At 28.6% G+C, this 16,981-nt stretch carries 17 protein-coding genes and 2 pseudogenes; 16 read left to right on the forward strand and 3 right to left on the reverse strand.

Going from position 1 to position 16,981, the window contains the following annotated elements; genetic code table 11:
- Positions 1-24 precede the first annotated feature (24 nt).
- Entirely contained in the window at positions 25-537 is a 513-nt protein-coding gene (locus tag LEQ07_RS12075) for a ferritin (protein ID WP_046822719.1), read from the reverse strand.
- A 166-nt stretch (positions 538-703) separates the two neighbouring features.
- Between LEQ07_RS12075 and LEQ07_RS12080 the strand changes: the two genes are divergently transcribed.
- From LEQ07_RS12080 to LEQ07_RS12125, 10 genes and pseudogenes are all read left to right on the forward strand, one after another.
- Positions 704-1,576 (forward strand): class I SAM-dependent methyltransferase, encoded by an 873-nt coding sequence (locus LEQ07_RS12080; RefSeq protein ID WP_021428001.1) that lies wholly within the window; start codon positions 704-706, stop codon positions 1,574-1,576.
- Entirely contained in the window at positions 1,576-2,247 is a 672-nt protein-coding gene (locus LEQ07_RS12085; RefSeq protein ID WP_263330839.1) for an RluA family pseudouridine synthase, read from the forward strand. Before LEQ07_RS12080 ends, LEQ07_RS12085 begins: the two co-directional genes overlap by 1 nt.
- A 24-nt stretch (positions 2,248-2,271) precedes the next feature.
- A complete protein-coding gene (locus LEQ07_RS12090) occupies positions 2,272-3,135 on the forward strand; it encodes a MerR family transcriptional regulator (protein WP_263330841.1) in 864 nt (287 codons plus the stop codon).
- Positions 3,136-3,181: 46 nt separating this feature from the next.
- Positions 3,182-3,973, forward strand: coding sequence for a DUF169 domain-containing protein (locus LEQ07_RS12095; RefSeq protein ID WP_263330842.1), 792 nt, complete (start codon positions 3,182-3,184; stop codon positions 3,971-3,973).
- A gap of 244 nt (positions 3,974-4,217) precedes the next feature.
- Complete coding sequence (locus LEQ07_RS12100) at positions 4,218-5,381, forward strand: trans-sulfuration enzyme family protein (RefSeq protein WP_263330843.1); 1,164 nt, start codon at positions 4,218-4,220, stop codon at positions 5,379-5,381.
- Between the two features lie 50 nt (positions 5,382-5,431).
- On the forward strand, positions 5,432-6,685 hold the full coding sequence (locus LEQ07_RS12105; protein WP_263330844.1) for an MFS transporter: 1,254 nt from the start codon (positions 5,432-5,434) through the stop codon (positions 6,683-6,685).
- Positions 6,686-6,815: 130 nt separating this feature from the next.
- The gene (locus LEQ07_RS12110; RefSeq protein ID WP_263330845.1) at positions 6,816-8,396 is read left to right on the forward strand and encodes a BCCT family transporter; all 1,581 of its coding nucleotides are present in this window, start codon (positions 6,816-6,818) and stop codon (positions 8,394-8,396) included.
- Between the two features lie 130 nt (positions 8,397-8,526).
- Positions 8,527-9,230: pseudogene (locus tag LEQ07_RS22605) on the forward strand (UPF0489 family protein).
- 55 nt (positions 9,231-9,285) lie between these two features.
- Positions 9,286-9,791: pseudogene (locus LEQ07_RS12120) on the forward strand (SEC-C metal-binding domain-containing protein).
- A 9-nt stretch (positions 9,792-9,800) separates the two neighbouring features.
- Positions 9,801-9,962 (forward strand): hypothetical protein, encoded by a 162-nt coding sequence (locus tag LEQ07_RS12125; RefSeq protein ID WP_263330846.1) that lies wholly within the window; start codon positions 9,801-9,803, stop codon positions 9,960-9,962.
- Between the two features lie 23 nt (positions 9,963-9,985).
- Here the strand turns inward: LEQ07_RS12125 and LEQ07_RS12130 are convergent, their stop codons facing one another.
- Together LEQ07_RS12130 and LEQ07_RS12135 are read right to left on the reverse strand one after the other, a co-directional pair.
- Positions 9,986-10,903: a pseudouridine-5'-phosphate glycosidase gene (locus tag LEQ07_RS12130; protein WP_046822721.1), complete on the reverse strand. Its 918-nt coding sequence runs from the start codon at positions 10,901-10,903 to the stop codon at positions 9,986-9,988.
- 1 nt (position 10,904) lies between these two features.
- Positions 10,905-11,993 (reverse strand): PfkB family carbohydrate kinase, encoded by a 1,089-nt coding sequence (locus LEQ07_RS12135; protein WP_046822722.1) that lies wholly within the window; start codon positions 11,991-11,993, stop codon positions 10,905-10,907.
- Between the two features lie 219 nt (positions 11,994-12,212).
- Here LEQ07_RS12135 and yabG point away from each other — a divergent pair, with 219 nt between their 5' ends.
- The 6 genes from yabG (at position 12,213) to LEQ07_RS12160 (ending at position 16,861) form a co-directional block, all read left to right on the forward strand.
- Complete coding sequence (gene yabG / locus LEQ07_RS12140; RefSeq protein WP_046822723.1) at positions 12,213-13,115, forward strand: sporulation peptidase YabG; 903 nt, start codon at positions 12,213-12,215, stop codon at positions 13,113-13,115.
- Between the two features lie 164 nt (positions 13,116-13,279).
- Entirely contained in the window at positions 13,280-13,546 is a 267-nt protein-coding gene (locus tag LEQ07_RS12145) for a Veg family protein (protein WP_021428036.1), read from the forward strand.
- A 93-nt stretch (positions 13,547-13,639) separates the two neighbouring features.
- Positions 13,640-15,190, forward strand: a complete 1,551-nt coding sequence (locus LEQ07_RS12150) for a DUF3794 and LysM peptidoglycan-binding domain-containing protein (protein WP_046822724.1) — start codon at positions 13,640-13,642, stop codon at positions 15,188-15,190.
- A gap of 114 nt (positions 15,191-15,304) precedes the next feature.
- Entirely contained in the window at positions 15,305-15,592 is a 288-nt protein-coding gene (locus tag LEQ07_RS21535) for a 4-(cytidine 5'-diphospho)-2-C-methyl-D-erythritol kinase (protein WP_332842314.1), read from the forward strand.
- Between the two features lie 8 nt (positions 15,593-15,600).
- A complete protein-coding gene (gene ispE, locus LEQ07_RS12155; protein WP_332843149.1) occupies positions 15,601-16,185 on the forward strand; it encodes a 4-(cytidine 5'-diphospho)-2-C-methyl-D-erythritol kinase in 585 nt (194 codons plus the stop codon).
- On the forward strand, positions 16,178-16,861 hold the full coding sequence (locus LEQ07_RS12160) for a GntR family transcriptional regulator (protein WP_046822726.1): 684 nt from the start codon (positions 16,178-16,180) through the stop codon (positions 16,859-16,861). The genes ispE and LEQ07_RS12160 overlap by 8 nt, the downstream gene beginning before the upstream one ends.
- Positions 16,862-16,981 lie beyond the last annotated feature (120 nt).

Below are 16,981 nucleotides of genomic sequence, written 5' to 3' on the forward strand. Positions count from 1 at the left end.
AATTTACTAAACAGCTTTTTTATTTTAAGCATTTGGAGCTATTGGTACATAAGTTCTTTGAGCTAACTCTTGGTCAATCATTAAAAGACCAGCAGGATCATTTTTTAGTAATCTTAACTTTCTAACTATTTTTTCCATGCTTTCTTCTTCTTCAGATTGCTCATCTATAAACCATCTTAAGAAAGAAGATGTTGTGTGATCTTTTTCAGATATTGCTAAATCAGTTAACTCATGAATTGAATTAGTTATAAGTTTTTCGTGGTTTAAAGCTAATTCAAATACTTCTAAAGGACTTTCAAAGTCAGCTTTAGGTTGTTCAATAGCTTGTAAAATTATTTTTCCACCAGCTCTACTTATGTAATTGAATAACTTATAAGCATGATCTCTTTCTTCTTTAGCCTGTACATTAAAGAAATTTGCAAAACCATCTAAATTGTTATCCATGAAGTATGCCTCCATAGACATATAAAAATATTCAGAGAAGAACTCCATTTGAAGCTGATTGTTTAATGCATCTAAAATTTTTTGACTTGCCATAAAAAACCCCTCCTAAGTAAACATTTAAAATTTTAATACAATACTATTATACAATAGTATTGCCAAATTTTAAGAATAAGTATATAAACTCTTTAAAATACTCAAAATATCAAGTAATAATATGATATAATACATAAATTGAGATTAATTTTTTAGGAGGAAATCAATGTTATTATTAGCTGATAAATGGAAAGATTATGAACTTATAGATATGGGTAACGGAGAAAAATTAGAGCGTTGGGGAAATGTTGTTTTAAGAAGACCAGATCCTCAAGTTATGTGGCCAATTGCGGAAGAAAAAGGATTATGGAAAAACCCACATGGACATTACCACAGAAGTAGTAGAGGTGGAGGTCAATGGGAACATAAAAAGAAATATCCAGAAAAGTGGACAATAAGTTATAAAAACCTTAAATTCAATATAAGTCCAACTGGGTTTAAGCATACAGGATTATTCCCAGAGCAAGCTGCTAACTGGGATTGGTCAATGGATATGATAAAAAATGCTGGCAGACCTATAAAAGTTTTAAATTTATTTGCATATACAGGTGGAGCAACTGTTGCTTGTGCAGCTGCTGGAGCGGAAGTATGTCATGTTGATGCATCTAAAGGTATGGTAACTTGGGCAAAGGAAAATTTACAAACTTCTGGATTAGGAGATAGAAAAGTAAGATTTATAGTAGATGATGTTGTTAAGTTTGTAGAAAGAGAAATTAGAAGAGGAAATAAATACGATGCTATAATAATGGATCCACCTTCATATGGAAGAGGTCCTAAAGGTGAAGTATGGCAAATAGAAGAAAAATTATATGGATTAGTTGAACTATGTACAAAAGTTTTATCAGATAAGCCTTTATTCTTCTTAATAAACTCATACACAACAGGATTATCTCCAATTATACTTGAGCATATATTAGATGCAACAGTTGCTAAGCATGCTAAAGGTGGAAATATATATGGTGGAGAAATAGGATTACCTACATCAAAAGATGGAAAAGTTCTTCCTTGCGGTATATTTGGAAGATGGGAGTCTAAATAATGGTAAAAGTATTATATGAAGATAATCATTTATTAGTTGTAGAAAAGCCTGTAAATATATTATCGCAAGGTGATGATACTAATGATAAAGATATGGTTAATCTTTTGAAGCAATATGTAAAAGTTAAATACAATAAACCTGGAAATGTGTTTATAGGACTTGTACATAGGCTAGATAGACCTGTAGGTGGAGCGATGGTGTTTGCAAAGACATCTAAAGCTGCATCTAGACTATCTGAACAAGTCAGAAATAAAACATTCAAAAAGACATACAGGGCTGTATTAAATGGGAGTATGAAAAAAGATGCAGATACTTTAAAAGATTTTCTTTATAAAAATAAGAAGACTAATATGGTCAGTGTAGTTAATAAAGATCATAAAGATGCTAAAAATGCAGAATTAAGTTATACTACGTTAGGCAAAAAAGATAAATTTAGCTTAGTTGAAGTTGATTTAAAAACTGGAAGATCTCATCAAATAAGAGTTCAATTCTCAAGCAGAAGACATCCTCTATTTGGAGATCAAAGATATGGTCAAAATATAAATAAAGTTGGAGATCAAATAGCATTATGGTCTTATAAAATTGAAATATATCATCCGACTACTAAGGAAAAAATGGAATTTATCTGTGAACCACCTAATGAATATCCTTGGAATAAGTTTATTGAGTAAATTGGTAGATAGGGGGGGACAAGTATGAATAAGTATTATTCTATAGGAGAGATGGCTAAGTTAAATAAAGTTAGTGTACAAACGTTAAGGTACTATGATCAAATAGATCTATTAAAACCTGTTTATGTTGATAAAGAGAGTAACTATAGATATTATTCAATAGATCAATTTCCACAATTAGATTTAATAAAATATTTAAAGTATCTAGGAATGCCATTAAATGATATTAAAATTAAATTTAATAATAGTGATGAAGAAATGTTAGAACTATTAATTAACAAGATAGAAATGATAAATGAAAGTATATTAGAACTACAAACAATGAAACGAATACTTTCAAAGAGAAAAGAAATATTAGAAAAATCAATAAAAGAACACGAAATAGAGGTTATATTTAGAAAACACATACCTAAAAGAAGTGTATTGCAAGTAGATCATGAAGAGAAATATGATCAAAATGAAGCGCTTAATTTAGCTAGAAGAAAGTTAGCTAATGATGTTGAAGAAAGTATGTCTATGTTTTATGGTGGAGTTAGTGGAATAATTGATACAGAAGAGTTTATAGAAAATAAAATAGTTAAGTATAAAAGTAGTTTTTTAGTAATGGAGAAAGAACATTACATTACAAAAACTAATATTAATATTAATATTAACGAGATAGAATCAGGGGATTTTATATGTATAAGGTATAGTGGTAACTATGAAAATAACTATAAATATATACAAAAGCTAATAGATTATATAGAATACAAAAGAATACCTATAGAAAATGGTATTTATGAAGTACCTATAATAGATCCAATGGCAACAAATGATAAATCGAAATTGCTAACTGAACTACAAATACCTGTTTTAAAAAGGGAAATAGATTTAAGATGCTTAGTATAAATAATAAAATGAGGAATTAGCAGCTTATAATAGGGGGATTTTAGTTATGAATAAGAAATTGAAAACTTTTTTAGCATGCTTAAATATTGATAGAAAAGTAGTAGGTGTAAAGTTTTTGTTTACAAAAGAAGAATACGATAAAGTAGATACAAGACCTTCAAAAACGAAGTTATCATACTGTATGATGGTAAATATTGCATCGAGTGGTAGGTCAATAAAAGTAAGAGAGGAACATTTTTGGTGTAGTTCCTCAGCAAGAGCTTTTGGAATTAAAGAGATAGATGATAAAATAACATCAGGGAGAGAATATTACTCATATGGACTTTATAATGAATTAGGAAATGCTAGAAAAGTATTTGAAGAAATGATTTATTTAAATCATAAAATATATGGAATAGAACTGAGACCAATAGAAGAGTTTAAAGAAAAACCTCATGTAGTAATAATTATTAGCCAACCATACGATATAATGAGAATAGTACAAGGGTACTCGTATAAATATGGATATGCTAATCAAATTAAGTTTGCAGGCAACCAAGGATTATGTTCTGAATTAACTATTAGACCATATATGAATAATGATATTAATATTTCACTTTTATGCTCGAATACAAGACATTCTTGCAACTGGAAAAGTGATGAAATGGGCATAGGTATACCCTATACTTTATATGAAGATATAATGGATGGAGTAATAAATACTATGAATTATGTTGAGCCTGATTATAGAAAAGAATTTATATCTAGTAAATTAAAAGAAGATAATTTAGAAGTTGATGTAAATTTTGGGGAAAATTATTATGATTCATGTTTAGGAGTAGCAAAACTAGATAAATAATTTATTTGAATGAATATATATTTTTATAAAATAGCAGATTTTATGAATAAAAATATGGTTAACGCCCTATAACTCTATAGTGAATATAGAGTTATAGGGCGTTTATTTTATGCTTAGACCTAGAAAAGTGTTAAAAAAGATTGAAAAATGTTTTATTTTGGGATTGACTCTACAGTTACTATAGAGTGTATAATCTTTTATGTGAAAAGAGAATTAATAAAAAACTAAATCTAGGAGGAGTAAAGTGAATAATAATTTAAATTATGATTTAGAAACTAAATTGGTTCATGGTGGTCATAAACCAGATTCATCTACAGGGGCTTTAGCATCGCCAATATACCAAACAGCAACTTTTGCAGCAAATACAGTAGAACATTTTGAAGAACTATGTCAAACATGGGGATATGTTTATACAAGGGAGTGTAATCCAAATCTGACTGAATTAGAAACTAAATTGTGTATGATTGAAGGTGGGGAAAACGCTGTTGTAAGCGCGTCTGGAATGGGAGCTATAGCATCAACTGTATTGGCTCTAGTTAAAAGTGGTGATCATATAATTTGTTCAGAGGGAGTATTTTCGCATACTAAAATCTTGATGGAAGAACTTTTGACTAAATTCGGGGTAGAAGTATCGTTTGTAAATGCAGTGAATTCAGATAATATAGAGAAAGAGTTAAAGAAAAATACTAAGTTTGTATATATAGAAAGCCCAATAAATCCAACTTTAGATTTAGTTGATATAAAAACTGTTTGTAATATTGCACATGAAAATAAAAGTTTAGTAATAGTAGATAGTACATTTGCTACTCCTATAATTCAACAACCAATAAAATTAGGTGCAGATATAGTAATACATAGTTTGACTAAATTTATTAATGGACATGGAGATTCTTTAGGAGGAGCTGTTATTGGTTCAAAAGAATTAATAGAATTAGTTAGATGGCCAAGTTTATGCTGTTTTACAGGATCATCACTACCGCCAATGAATGCGTGGCTTATAACAAGAGGAATTAAGACTTTAGATATGAGAGTTAAGAGACATTGTGAAAATGCATTAGAAATAGCTAATTTCTTAGAAAGTCAAGGTTGTGTAGAAGTAGTAAAATATCCGGGTCTAAAGTCACACCCTCAACATGAGTTGTGCAAGGCTCAAATGAATGGACTTGGAGGCGGTATAGTTTCATTTAAACTAAAAGATGGAATAAATGGATTTACTAGGGATGAAGTTAGTAGAAAATTAATAAATTCTTTAAAACTGGTTACAATAGCGACAAGTTTAGGAGAAGAGCATACTTTAGTTCAAATGAATGGGGAGAATTTAATAAGGGTATCGGTTGGATTAGAATCAGCACAAGATATAATAAATGATTTTACACAAGCTATAGAAGAAGTTACTACGTATATATAAAAATAAGTTTTTTAAATTTTTTACAAGTATTAAATAAATAGGAGGACAATATGAAAGATAACAAAAATTTTAAAAGGTACTTTTTAATATTCGTATTAGCGTTCGGGACTACAGCGATGTATAGTCTACCATATATGAAATCATCATTTTATGACCCTATGCAAAAAGCTTTAAATTTATCGCATACACAAATAGGTAATTTATTAAGTGTATATGGAATAGTAGGAATGATTTCTTATTTTGTAGGAGGATGGTTTGCAGATAAGTTTTCTGTAAAAATATTAATTCCATTTTCTTTAATATCATCAGGGTTATTAGGATTTTATTTTGCTACTTTTCCGTCATATGACAAGATATTATTAATATTTGTATTATGGGGATTTACAACAATATTAACTTTCTTTGCAGGGTCAATTAAAGTTATAAGAATGCAAGGTGATGAATCTGAACAAGGACGATTATTTGGGTTCAATGAAGGTTTATCAGGAGTATCAGGAACGCTTATATCTTTTATAGGATTATATTTATTTGGGAAGATGACTGATATAATAATAGGGTTTAAGTATGTTGTCTGGTTATATTCAGGAGCATCTATATTATGTGGAATATTATTATACTTCTTAATCCAAGATAATAAAGAAGAAAAAAGCTCAGATAAGGCACTTACTTTAAAGGAATTAGCAAAAGTAGTTACTATGCCTAAGGCATGGTTAATAGGTCTTATAATATTCTCTACATATTTAGTGTTTTCAAGTTTAACTTATTTAAGTCCATATTTATCTGAAGTTTATGTAATGCCAATGACTTTAGTTTCAGCTTTATCAATAGTAAGAACGTATGTTATAAAAATGGGAGCATCTCCAACTGCAGGAGTAGTAGCGGATAAGGCAGGGTCATCTATAAAAGTTATGTTTATAGGATATATACTAACAGCTATAAGTATAGGAGCATTTTTAATAATACCTAAAGAGAACGGTTTTATGATGATAGCGGTTATAAACATGATAGTTCTAAGTGCTATATTGTTTGGATTTAGAGGTATATATTTTGCATCGGTTTCTGAGTCTAATATTTCTATGGAAAAGACAGGTATTGTAGTAGGGTTTGCATCACTAATAGGATTTTCTCCAGATGCATTTTATTATACATTAGCAGGTAACTGGTTAGATACTTATGGTCAAACTGGATACACATATATATTTATACTTTCAATAGTGGCAGCTATAATAGGTATAGTATCAACGTTCATATTAAATAAAATAAATCAAAAAGAAAAACAATTATCAAAGAATCAAGTTGCATAGGTTTATTATAAAAATATCAGACTTTACTCATATTATGATTGAGTACCGTCTGATATTTTATATTTATTTTATAAAAAATAGATATACTTATCTAGCTTAATAAAATGGTATATTAAAGAGGGTTATAATTATGGATAGAAAAGTTATAGATAATGAAGTAAATGATATAAACAGAAAACCTAAAATTAGAAAGTCTATATTTATACCTATGATAGTGATATTTTTAAGTATTATTATAGTAGGTATTATATCTCCTAAGGATTTATATAATATACAAAACTATGTTGTAGGAATAGCATTTGATAACTTTGGATGGTTATTTCAATTATCTGCTATATCATTTGTTATTATTTGTGTATGGTTGATGTTTTCTAAATATGGGAGTATAAAACTTGGAGGTAAAGATTCTAAACCTACGTTAACTTATTGGAATTGGTTTACAATATCGCTTACTTCTGGAATAGGTACGGGGATATTGTTTTGGGGAATTGCAGAACCTATCACTCATTTTATGAATCCTCCACATGTAGGAGTAAATATAGAAGGTGGAGGAGAGGTTGCAGCAATGTTAGCTATGAATATATCTTATACACATTGGACGTTTATACCATATGCTATATATGCAGCATCAGGCGTGATGATAGCATTTGCTGTATATAATATGAATTTACCTTGTAGGGTTAGTTCGGTATTATATACATTAAGAAATAGAAGAGTAAGCAAAGTTACAGAATCTATAATAGATAACATATGCTTATTTGCTATTTGTGGAGGGGTGGCATCGTGTTTAGGTGTTGGAACTATGCAGATAGGAAAGGGATTGGAACAAGTGTTAGATATACCTAATACAAAAATCACTTGGTTATTTATAGTTGGACTAATAGTTGTAATATATATAATTTCTAGTATTACAGGTATAGAAAAAGGTGTAAAATGGATAGCGGATAAAAATACTAAGTTATATATTATATTACTTGGATTTGTTTTTATAGTAGGGCCAACTACATTTATTTTATCTTTAGGTACGCAGTCTTTAGGTTATACACTTGATAATTTACTACAAGTTTCTACTTATTTAAGTCCTATAGATAAATCTGATTGGCCAAGGTGGTGGTCTGTTTATTACTGGGCTATATGGTTAGCGTATGCTCCTATCATGGGAATGTTTTTCGCTCTTATAAGCAAAGGCAGAACTATAAAAGAATTTATGATTATGAATTTTATTGTTCCATCAATATTTGGAGTAATATGGTTTATAGTTTTTGGTGGAGCATCTATATATCAACAGATAAATGGTATTGATTTATGGGGAACTATGAATAGTTTAGGAACAGAGGCATCGCTATTTTTATTCATAAAGGCATATCCTTTTTCGTCGATGATAGCTATATTATTTATAGTTGGAATATTTATATCTATAGTAACTATGTGTGACACTATGACTACTACAATATCAAACTTATCTATTAATAGTGAAAAATATCAAGATAATAAAATTCCTTGGAATATAAAAGTTTTTTGGGGAGTATCTATGGCCTTGATTGCGATTGTAAACTTATTATCCTCTAATGAGGGCATAAGTGGAATAGATGCAACTAAACAACTAGCAACAGTTACAGGATTTCCGATATTGTTTATAATGATAATTTTAGTATTTTGTGGAATTAAAATGATAATAAACAATAAAGAGTATGATGAAAATTCTAAATAGGATAGAAAAAAACTGTGTGAATTATTATAATATAATAAATAGTATACAAATCCACTGAGATCAAAAAATATTTTAGATTATATTAAATTTTGTAAACTTAAGAGTTATATTAGGAAGGATATTATAGATAATGAATAGATATAAAGGTTTTTACATAACAAAATGTAGTGGAAATAATATATTTTCTTATGATGAAAGAAAAAATAAAAAAATATTTGTTCCTAAGTTGATAGAAGGAAATTTGGATTCTGTAAAGGTTGGAGAAAAAATAGTATTTAGTGAAATTGATTTTGATAAAGAAATAAATGCTATCGGATTAGAAAATATGGTTAAGTTTAACTATAAAGATAAAGATATCTATATTTTTGATAACCATAATCACTCCTTTTACTTTTGGATTAAAAGTTTAAAAAAGGTATGTTTAATAAAGGATGCAAATTAGTTCACATAGACCAACATAAAGACATGAGAGAGCCCGAAGATTATAACGTTGATGTAAATGATATGGATGATGTATTTAGGTACACAAACTATGTTTTAAATGTAGGAAACTTTATAAAACCTGCATTACATCACGATATATTTTCAGAAGTTGTAATAATAGATAGCACTTATGGATTTGACTTAGATGTTGATGGTGAAATAGTATTAGATATAGATTTAGATATATTTTCTAAAGATATGGAATATATATCCTATGATTTAAGAGTAAATAAGATAAAAGAATATATAGATAGAGCTAAGGTTATAACTATTGCAAGTAGCCCGTTTTTTATAGAACAGGACTATGCTATAAAAGTATTAAAAGAATTATTCAATTATGATATAATATAAGAGTTAGATATTTATAATTAAGCATGAGTTATTCATGAACTAGGAGGAAATTAAAATGAGTTTATATACTACATGGAGATCATTAAGTGAAAACCACAATAGCCAAGAAGAAGAAATAAAGTTCTGGGAAGAGTACTTAAAGAAAGAAACAGAAATATACAATGAAATATTAAACAATAAAAAAGATGTTATAGAAGGAAAAGTTAGCGATTTAGCAGCTGCTCACAATACATCTGTTGAATACATGATGGGATTCATAGACGGAATAAGTGAAAGTTTAAAAGAAGAATTTTCAGAAGAAAAATTAGAAACTATAGAAGCTGATACAGAAATAAAATTAGAAATAGACTGGGAAAAGTTATACTACAATATGGTAGCAGTAGAAGCTCACTGGTTATATAACTTAGAAGGATGGAATGGAATATTATCAGAAGATAAGAAAAAAGAATTACAAAAAGCTTTTAAAGCTACAAAACAGTAGTTAAAGATGACAAGATAGGAAGAAATGAGCCTTGTCCATGCGGAAGCGGTAAAAAATTCAAAAAATGTTGTGGAAAATAAGGAGATAAAATGTTTTTACTAAAGTTCATTGATGAAGATGATAATCTATCTACAAAAGAATTTATATCATTAAATTCTTTAAAGGATTACGTTAAGGATAACGACATCGATAAGACGTGGCATCAAGTGGAAGAAGTAAAAAAAGTAATTCCCAATTTAAAAGAAGAATAAAAAAGGAGCTAGCGCTCCTTTTTTTATTTTAACTCTGATAAGTCTTTAGCTATTTGAGCTGCGACCTTAGCGTTATTATAAACTAGTTCTATATTAGCATCTAAGCTCTTTCCTTCTGTGATAGTTTTTACTCTATCTAATAAGAATGGTGTTACCTTCTTACCAGCTATATTTTTTTCCTCAGCTTCTTTTAAAGCTGATTCAATAGCGTTGTTTATAGTATCGTAATCCATTTCAAATTCTTTAGGTATTGGATTACCTATTACCATACCACCTTTTAGATTTAAATCCCACTTAGCTTTTAATGCTGAAGCTACTTCTAAAGAAGATTCAACTTTATAATCAACTCCAAATCCACTTTTTCTAGTGTAGAATGCAGGGAATTCTTCAGTTTCGAAACCTACAACTGGAACCCCATTAGTTTCAAGATATTCTAGAGTAAGACCTATATCTAGTATAGATTTAGCACCTGCACAAATTACTGCAACATTTGTATTTGCTAATTCTTGTAAATCAGCAGATATATCAAATGTTTCTTGAGCTCCCCTATGTACACCACCTATACCTCCTGTAGCAAATACTTTAACTCCAGCTAAGTTAGCCAATATCATTGTAGTAGCAACTGTAGTAGCTCCATTTAGTTTTTTAGATATGATAAAAGGTAAATCTCTTCTACTAGCTTTAACAATATCTTTGTTAGTTCCTAGGAATTCAATTTCTTCAGTTGTAAGACCTACTTTTAAAACTCCATTTATGATAGCTATAGTAGCAGGAATAGCTCCATTTTCTCTAATTATTCTACTAACTGTCTTAGCCATCTCTATATTTTTAGGATAAGGCATACCATGAGAAATTATAGTTGATTCTAAGGCTACAACTGGAAGACCTTCTGCTAAAGCTTTTTTTACCTCTGGATGTACATTTAAGTATTTTTCTAACATTTTAGATCATCTCCTTTAAAATTTTTTCAACACTATCAACAGACATACTTGGATTAATAGTATTTTTATGCATTAATGTAAGTATAGAAGCAGCTGTTGCGAATTCAGCTGTGTCTTTTAAATTGAAATTATGCAGGTATCCATATACTAGTGCAGATAAAAATGCATCTCCGGCACCTGTAGCACTAACTGTATCAACCTTAACGCCTGGAATTAATAAATGATTTTCCTCATTAGCGCAGAATACACCATCTTTACCTAATGTTATAAAAACATTTTTAACACCTTTTCCTAGGAAGTATTTTGCACATTCATATAAATCTTCTTCGTTGTTTATCTCTATCCCTGATAGTATCTCAGCTTCTAGTTTATTAGGTTTTATAGTATTAAATCTTCCTATAATATCTTTTATTTTCATACTTTTTTGAGTAGAAACTGTGTCTATAAAGATAGGTATATCTGTGTAAGTTTTACTTATATAATCAACAACATCGAAAGATAAGTTCGTATCCAATACAATAGCTAATGAATCCTTTATAGCTGAATGCTTTGAAATAATATAGTCAACATCGATTTTATTAATTATATCCATATGAGATATAGCTAGTTGCATATCTTGATCATTGTTTAAAATTGATAAATACATAGATGTTGGAAATGAATCTGATATATAACAATCGGATGCATCTATATTTAGTTTCTTACATTCTGTTAATATACGACTTCCATAAATATCATTGCCAATAGCAGATATAAGTTTTGTATTTACTCCAAGTTTAGAAATGTTTTCGCAAATATTTCGACCAACACCTCCTAAAGAAATATCAATCTTTCCAGGATTTGAATCAAACATTGTAAGGGTATTACTTGGAGAACCCTGGATATCGACGTTAGCTCCGCCTATAACTGTCACAAACTTGCTTGCACTTATGATATAACCTTTTCCTTTAATATAACCTTTTTTCATCAAATTTGTTATGTGTACAGCAACAGAAGATCTCGTTATATTGAGCATGTCAGCTAATGTTTGCTGTGAAACCATAGGATCATTCTTTAAAATATTTAAAATTTCTTTTTCTCTATCAGTCATTAGTATCACCATATCTAAATATTTGCTTATACAAATAAGCATTTGTTAAGAATATAATATCATTTAAATAAATTAATTTCAATGATAAATATCAGATATTGTAAATTATTTAAATTCAACTTAGTAATATAAAACAAATTAAAGGTACATAGTAACAATATTTGTCGACGGTCATATTATAAAGTAAGAACACAAATTTTATAGGAGGACAACTATATTATGAAGATAGGAGACATCGTTGTAAGAAAGTCTTATGAGAGAGATATTATATTCAGAATAATAGGATTTGAAATAGATGAAAATAATCAAAAGATAGCTATTTTAAAAGGGGTTGCCTTTAGAATAATTGCAGATTCAGGAATAGATGACTTAGAAAAAGTAAATTTTTATGATATGAAAGATACATTAATAGACAAAGATGTTGAAAATATTTTGCATAAAAGTATAAAAAAAACTAGAGAGAGAAATAGAAGACTAAATAGAGCTATGCAAAAGTCCTCGAATAATAATAAGCAAGCTCAAGGTCAAAGTCAAAATCAAGTTCAAAATTCATATGGAATGCCAGGGAAAGTACTTCATATAGATGGAGATCCTGAATATTTAAAAATTTGTTTAGATGTTTATACTAAATTGGGAATTCCGGCAGTGGGTAAAGCGATACCTGAAAGTCTTCAATATAAAGAAGTTAGAAGTTTGTTAGAACAACATAATCCATCCATATTAGTTATAACAGGACACGATGCTATAGTTAATAGTAAAGGAAACATTAAAGACATTAAAAATTATAGAAATACAGCTAATTTTATAAAAACAGTAAAAGAAGCTAGAAAATATGATCCATCACTAGATAGTTTAGTTATATTTGCTGGAGCATGCCAATCTAATTATGAAGAAATAATAAAATCAGGAGCTAATTTTGCAAGTTCTCCAAGTCGTGTAATGATACATGCGCTAGATCCTTTATTGGTGGTAGAAAAAATTGCTTGCTCTAGAATAGATAAGGTTGTTCCTTTAGATGAAATATTAAACCATACAGTTACAGGAATTAAAGGTGTAGGAGGTATAGAAACCAGAGGGAAGTTTAGATTAACCATGCCGCTAGCTATATATAATAATTATTGATTTAGTGTATAAAAAATATATAAATTATAATCCAAATTCATAAAAAAAAACAGTATTGACTTTTTATCAAAAAATATATAAAATATTTAGTTTAGGTTTGACAAAAAAGTTTGATTGTGGTAATATTACAATGACAAACATATAATGTTAAAGAAGGTGATGTAATGGCCACTGTTCAAACTTTGAATAAAATAAGACAGACTTTAGAGAAGCACCTAGGAAGAAAAATTTTATTAAAAGCTAATAAAGGAAGAAAACAAATAGTTACTAAAAAAGGTGTACTGGAAAAAGTATATCCTAGTATATTTGTTGTTAAGCTAGATGATGAGGATAATGGATATTCTAGAGTATCATATAGCTATTCAGACCTATTAACTGATAACGTTAAATTGAAAGTAATTAAAGAACCAAATAAATTAAATGTAAGTTAAAAAATTATACCTATTAAAAATAGGTGTAATTTTTTTTTACTTCCTAAATATAAATATAGTGTGATAGTTATATTTAATTTAGGAGGGTAACATATGAATCTTATAAAAGATATTTTACAAGTTGACAACAGAATTGATTTTGGAAGGTTTCAAACTTTTATAGAAACAGAAGCTGTTGTATCAGATAAAAAGGACGACGTATATGAAATAATAAAAACAGAGGGGTACATAGCTTTAAAGAAACAAGAAATATTAGATGGAAAAATAATATTTAGAGGAAATTTTAATTATAATGTGATTTATCTAACTGAAGATAAAAATACTGTATCAAATGTAGAGGGAAGAATAGAAATAAATGAAGTGGTAGAAAAGGATAATATAGTAGCTGATATGGAAAATATGCTTTTCTATGATGTAGAACATATAGATTGTACAGTTATAAATGAAAGAAAGATAAGAGTAGGAGCACTTTTGAATATAAGAGGTAGCTTATTTGAAAAAAATACTATAGACATAGTAAAAGATGTTTCTCAAATAGAAAATGTACAAAAACACAGAAAAGAAGTTCAGTTTGAAGATATAATTGGAATAGAAAAATCTGAAAGTGTAGTTAGAGATACTATAAATATAAGTACTGAAGATATAGATAATATAGTTTCTATAGGGCCTAGAATGAAATTAAAAGAAACTAGGGTATCTGACAATAAAGTTATAGTTGGTGGGGTTTTAGAATTGAATCCAGTAGCTTATACTTATGAAGGTGAATTAGTAGAGTTAGATAGAGTCGGGTTAGATTTTACTCAATTTATAGAAGTTCCAGGTGCATGTGAAGGTATGAAAGAAGAAGCTATGGTAGAAATAGTTGACTTAAATTATATATTTAAAAGAAATGAAGAAACAAATACAGGAGCTTTAGAAGTAGATTGTACAGCAAGAGCTAAAGTTAAAGTATCAGAAGATGTTACAAGAGAGGTATTGCAAGACGCATATTCACCTGATAGAACTCTTAAGTTTGAAAGTAGAAATGTTGAACTTAATAAGGTTGTAAGTAGTGGAAGCGAATTTTTTAATATAAGAGATACTATAAAAAATAATAGTGATGATATACAAATAAAAGATATTGTAAGTGTAGACTCAAATATAATAGTTGAAAATTCATCATTTGAAGGTGGAAAGAGTATAGTAGAAGGTGTAGTTTTAGTTGATGTTTTATATACTCCTGTAGAAGGCCTAAGACCAGTATATAGATTAACAGAAGAAATACCATTTACTCATGATGTTGAGGTTGGAAATGTAAAAGATACTGCTAACGCATTTAATCATGTAAACATAGACAGAGTAGAATTTGATTTAAATAGAGATCAAATAGATGTAACTGTGAAAGTTAGAAGATATTGTGAAGTTTTAGATAAGAAAAAAGATAGCTTTATTATTAAGGGAGAAGATCAAGGACCTGTAGATTTATCTCAAAGACCTAGTATAACGATATATGTGGCTAAAGAAGGGGATAAATTATGGAATATAGCTAAGAAATATAACACAACAATAGATGATATTGCTGAGATAAATGAAATAAAAACAGATGATCAATTAGACGTAGGGCAATGTTTAATAATAGAGAAAAAAACTCCAATAGAAGTATAAAATTATGTACAAAATAAGATAATAGGGAATTATAGTTCCCTATTATTTTATTTTTTGTAGTATAATGTATACTATAAATATTTATGGTCGTTATAGCACAATAAGGAGGAAAGCATGAACTCTATAGATTTAAAGAGCAGAGCTAAGGTTAATTTATCAATAGATGTGCTTGGAAAAAGAGAAGATGGTTATCACCTTGTAGAGATGATAATGCAAACAATAGATCTATATGATAAGTTGAAAATAACTGAAATAGAAGAAAACTCAATATTAATAAAAAGTAATAGTTTAGATATACCTTTAAATGAAGATAATATTATGTATAAAGCTGTAAATTTATTAAAAAATCAGTTTAATATAGAAAAGGGAATAGAAATTTCTATAGAAAAAATATACCTGTAGCAGCAGGAATGGCAGGAGGAAGCTCTAATGCAGCTGCAGTTTTAGTAGGTTTAAATAAATTATGGAACTTGGGGTTAAGTGAAAATGAATTAAAGGATATTGGGTTGAAGTTAGGCGCTGATGTTCCGTTTTGTATAACAGGAGGAAGTGCATTAGCAGAAGGTATAGGGGAAGAATTAACTAATATAAAAGGTTTACCTGAAAATTTAAATATTTTGGTATGTAAACCTAATATATTTGTATCAACAAAGGAAGTTTACCAATCTTTGAATATGGACAAAGTTAAAAGAAGACCTCAAAATAAAGAACTTATAGATGCTTTACAAAAAGAAGATGTTAAATTTATTTCTGAGAATATGGTGAATGTATTAGAAGAAGTTACTTCTTTGAACTATTCAGAAATAGGACAAATAGAAGATATAATGATCAAAAATAAAGCATTAGGATCTATGATGAGTGGAAGTGGCCCTACAGTTTTTGGGTTATTTGACAATAAAGATTGTGCAATTAAAGCTAAAGAAGATTTACAGGCTAAGTACAATCAAGTTTATCTAGTTAAAAGCAGCAATAAAGGAGTTGAAATTTATGGATAGCTTAACAAAATTAAATTTAGACAATTATAAACCGTTAAGAGATGTAGTTTTTGAAAACTTAAGAGAAGCTATTTTAGAGGGGCAATTAAAACCAGGACAAAGGCTTATGGAGGTTCAACTAGCTGAACAATTAGGGGTAAGTAGAACTCCTATAAGAGAGGCTATTAGAAAACTAGAACTAGAAGGGCTTGTAGTTATGTTACCAAGGAAAGGTGCATATGTAGCTAATATGTCATTAAAGGATATAATAGATGTATTAGAGATAAGATCGAGCTTAGAAGGTTTAGCTGCATATTTAGCGGCAGAGAGAATACATGAAGAAGATGCTAAAAAATTACAAGATATAGCAGAAGATTTTAAACGTAGCATCGAAAGAAAAGATGAAATTGATATACTGTTAAAAAAAGATGTTGAGTTTCATGAATGTATATTCAACGCGACTAAAAACAAAAAGTTAAGTCAAATAATAAATTCACTTTGGGAACAAGTTCATAGGTTCAGAGCAACATATATATCTGATTTTGACACATCAGACAATTTAGTAGAAGAGCATGATAGAATTTTAAAAGCTATAATATCTGGTAATAATGAAGATGCTAAAAAATATGCTATAGAGCATATCGAAAAAGCTGAACAATTTATAATAGAGAGAGCCATGAATAATAAAAATATATAAAGAGATAGACTGTTTAAATTAACAGTCTATTTTTTTTAAAACTCTAAGAATAAAAAAAAAATATCGGGAGATAATCAAGATATTAAAATATATTAGGGGGATATATATTATGAAGAGGAT

Origin of the sequence: Paraclostridium sp. AKS73 (genome assembly GCF_025671395.1) — a bacterium.
In the GTDB taxonomy this organism is placed as follows: Bacteria; Bacillota; Clostridia; order Peptostreptococcales; family Peptostreptococcaceae; genus Paraclostridium; species Paraclostridium benzoelyticum.

Coding starts and splice junctions, on each gene's coding strand:
- LEQ07_RS12105 (WP_263330844.1), top strand. CDS start 5,432: ATGAAAGATAACAAAAATTTTAAAAGGTACTTTTTAATATTCGTATTA.
- LEQ07_RS12095 (WP_263330842.1), top strand. CDS start 3,182: ATGAATAAGAAATTGAAAACTTTTTTAGCATGCTTAAATATTGATAGA.
- LEQ07_RS12125 (WP_263330846.1), top strand. CDS start 9,801: ATGTTTTTACTAAAGTTCATTGATGAAGATGATAATCTATCTACAAAA.
- LEQ07_RS12090 (WP_263330841.1), top strand. CDS start 2,272: ATGAATAAGTATTATTCTATAGGAGAGATGGCTAAGTTAAATAAAGTT.
- LEQ07_RS12130 (WP_046822721.1), bottom strand. CDS start 10,903: ATGTTAGAAAAATACTTAAATGTACATCCAGAGGTAAAAAAAGCTTTA.
- LEQ07_RS12135 (WP_046822722.1), bottom strand. CDS start 11,993: ATGACTGATAGAGAAAAAGAAATTTTAAATATTTTAAAGAATGATCCT.
- yabG (WP_046822723.1), top strand. CDS start 12,213: ATGAAGATAGGAGACATCGTTGTAAGAAAGTCTTATGAGAGAGATATT.
- LEQ07_RS12150 (WP_046822724.1), top strand. CDS start 13,640: ATGAATCTTATAAAAGATATTTTACAAGTTGACAACAGAATTGATTTT.
- ispE (WP_332843149.1), top strand. CDS start 15,601: ATGGCAGGAGGAAGCTCTAATGCAGCTGCAGTTTTAGTAGGTTTAAAT.
- LEQ07_RS12085 (WP_263330839.1), top strand. CDS start 1,576: ATGGTAAAAGTATTATATGAAGATAATCATTTATTAGTTGTAGAAAAG.
- LEQ07_RS21535 (WP_332842314.1), top strand. CDS start 15,305: ATGAACTCTATAGATTTAAAGAGCAGAGCTAAGGTTAATTTATCAATA.
- LEQ07_RS12075 (WP_046822719.1), bottom strand. CDS start 537: ATGGCAAGTCAAAAAATTTTAGATGCATTAAACAATCAGCTTCAAATG.
- LEQ07_RS12080 (WP_021428001.1), top strand. CDS start 704: ATGTTATTATTAGCTGATAAATGGAAAGATTATGAACTTATAGATATG.
- LEQ07_RS12110 (WP_263330845.1), top strand. CDS start 6,816: ATGGATAGAAAAGTTATAGATAATGAAGTAAATGATATAAACAGAAAA.
- LEQ07_RS12145 (WP_021428036.1), top strand. CDS start 13,280: ATGGCCACTGTTCAAACTTTGAATAAAATAAGACAGACTTTAGAGAAG.
- LEQ07_RS12160 (WP_046822726.1), top strand. CDS start 16,178: ATGGATAGCTTAACAAAATTAAATTTAGACAATTATAAACCGTTAAGA.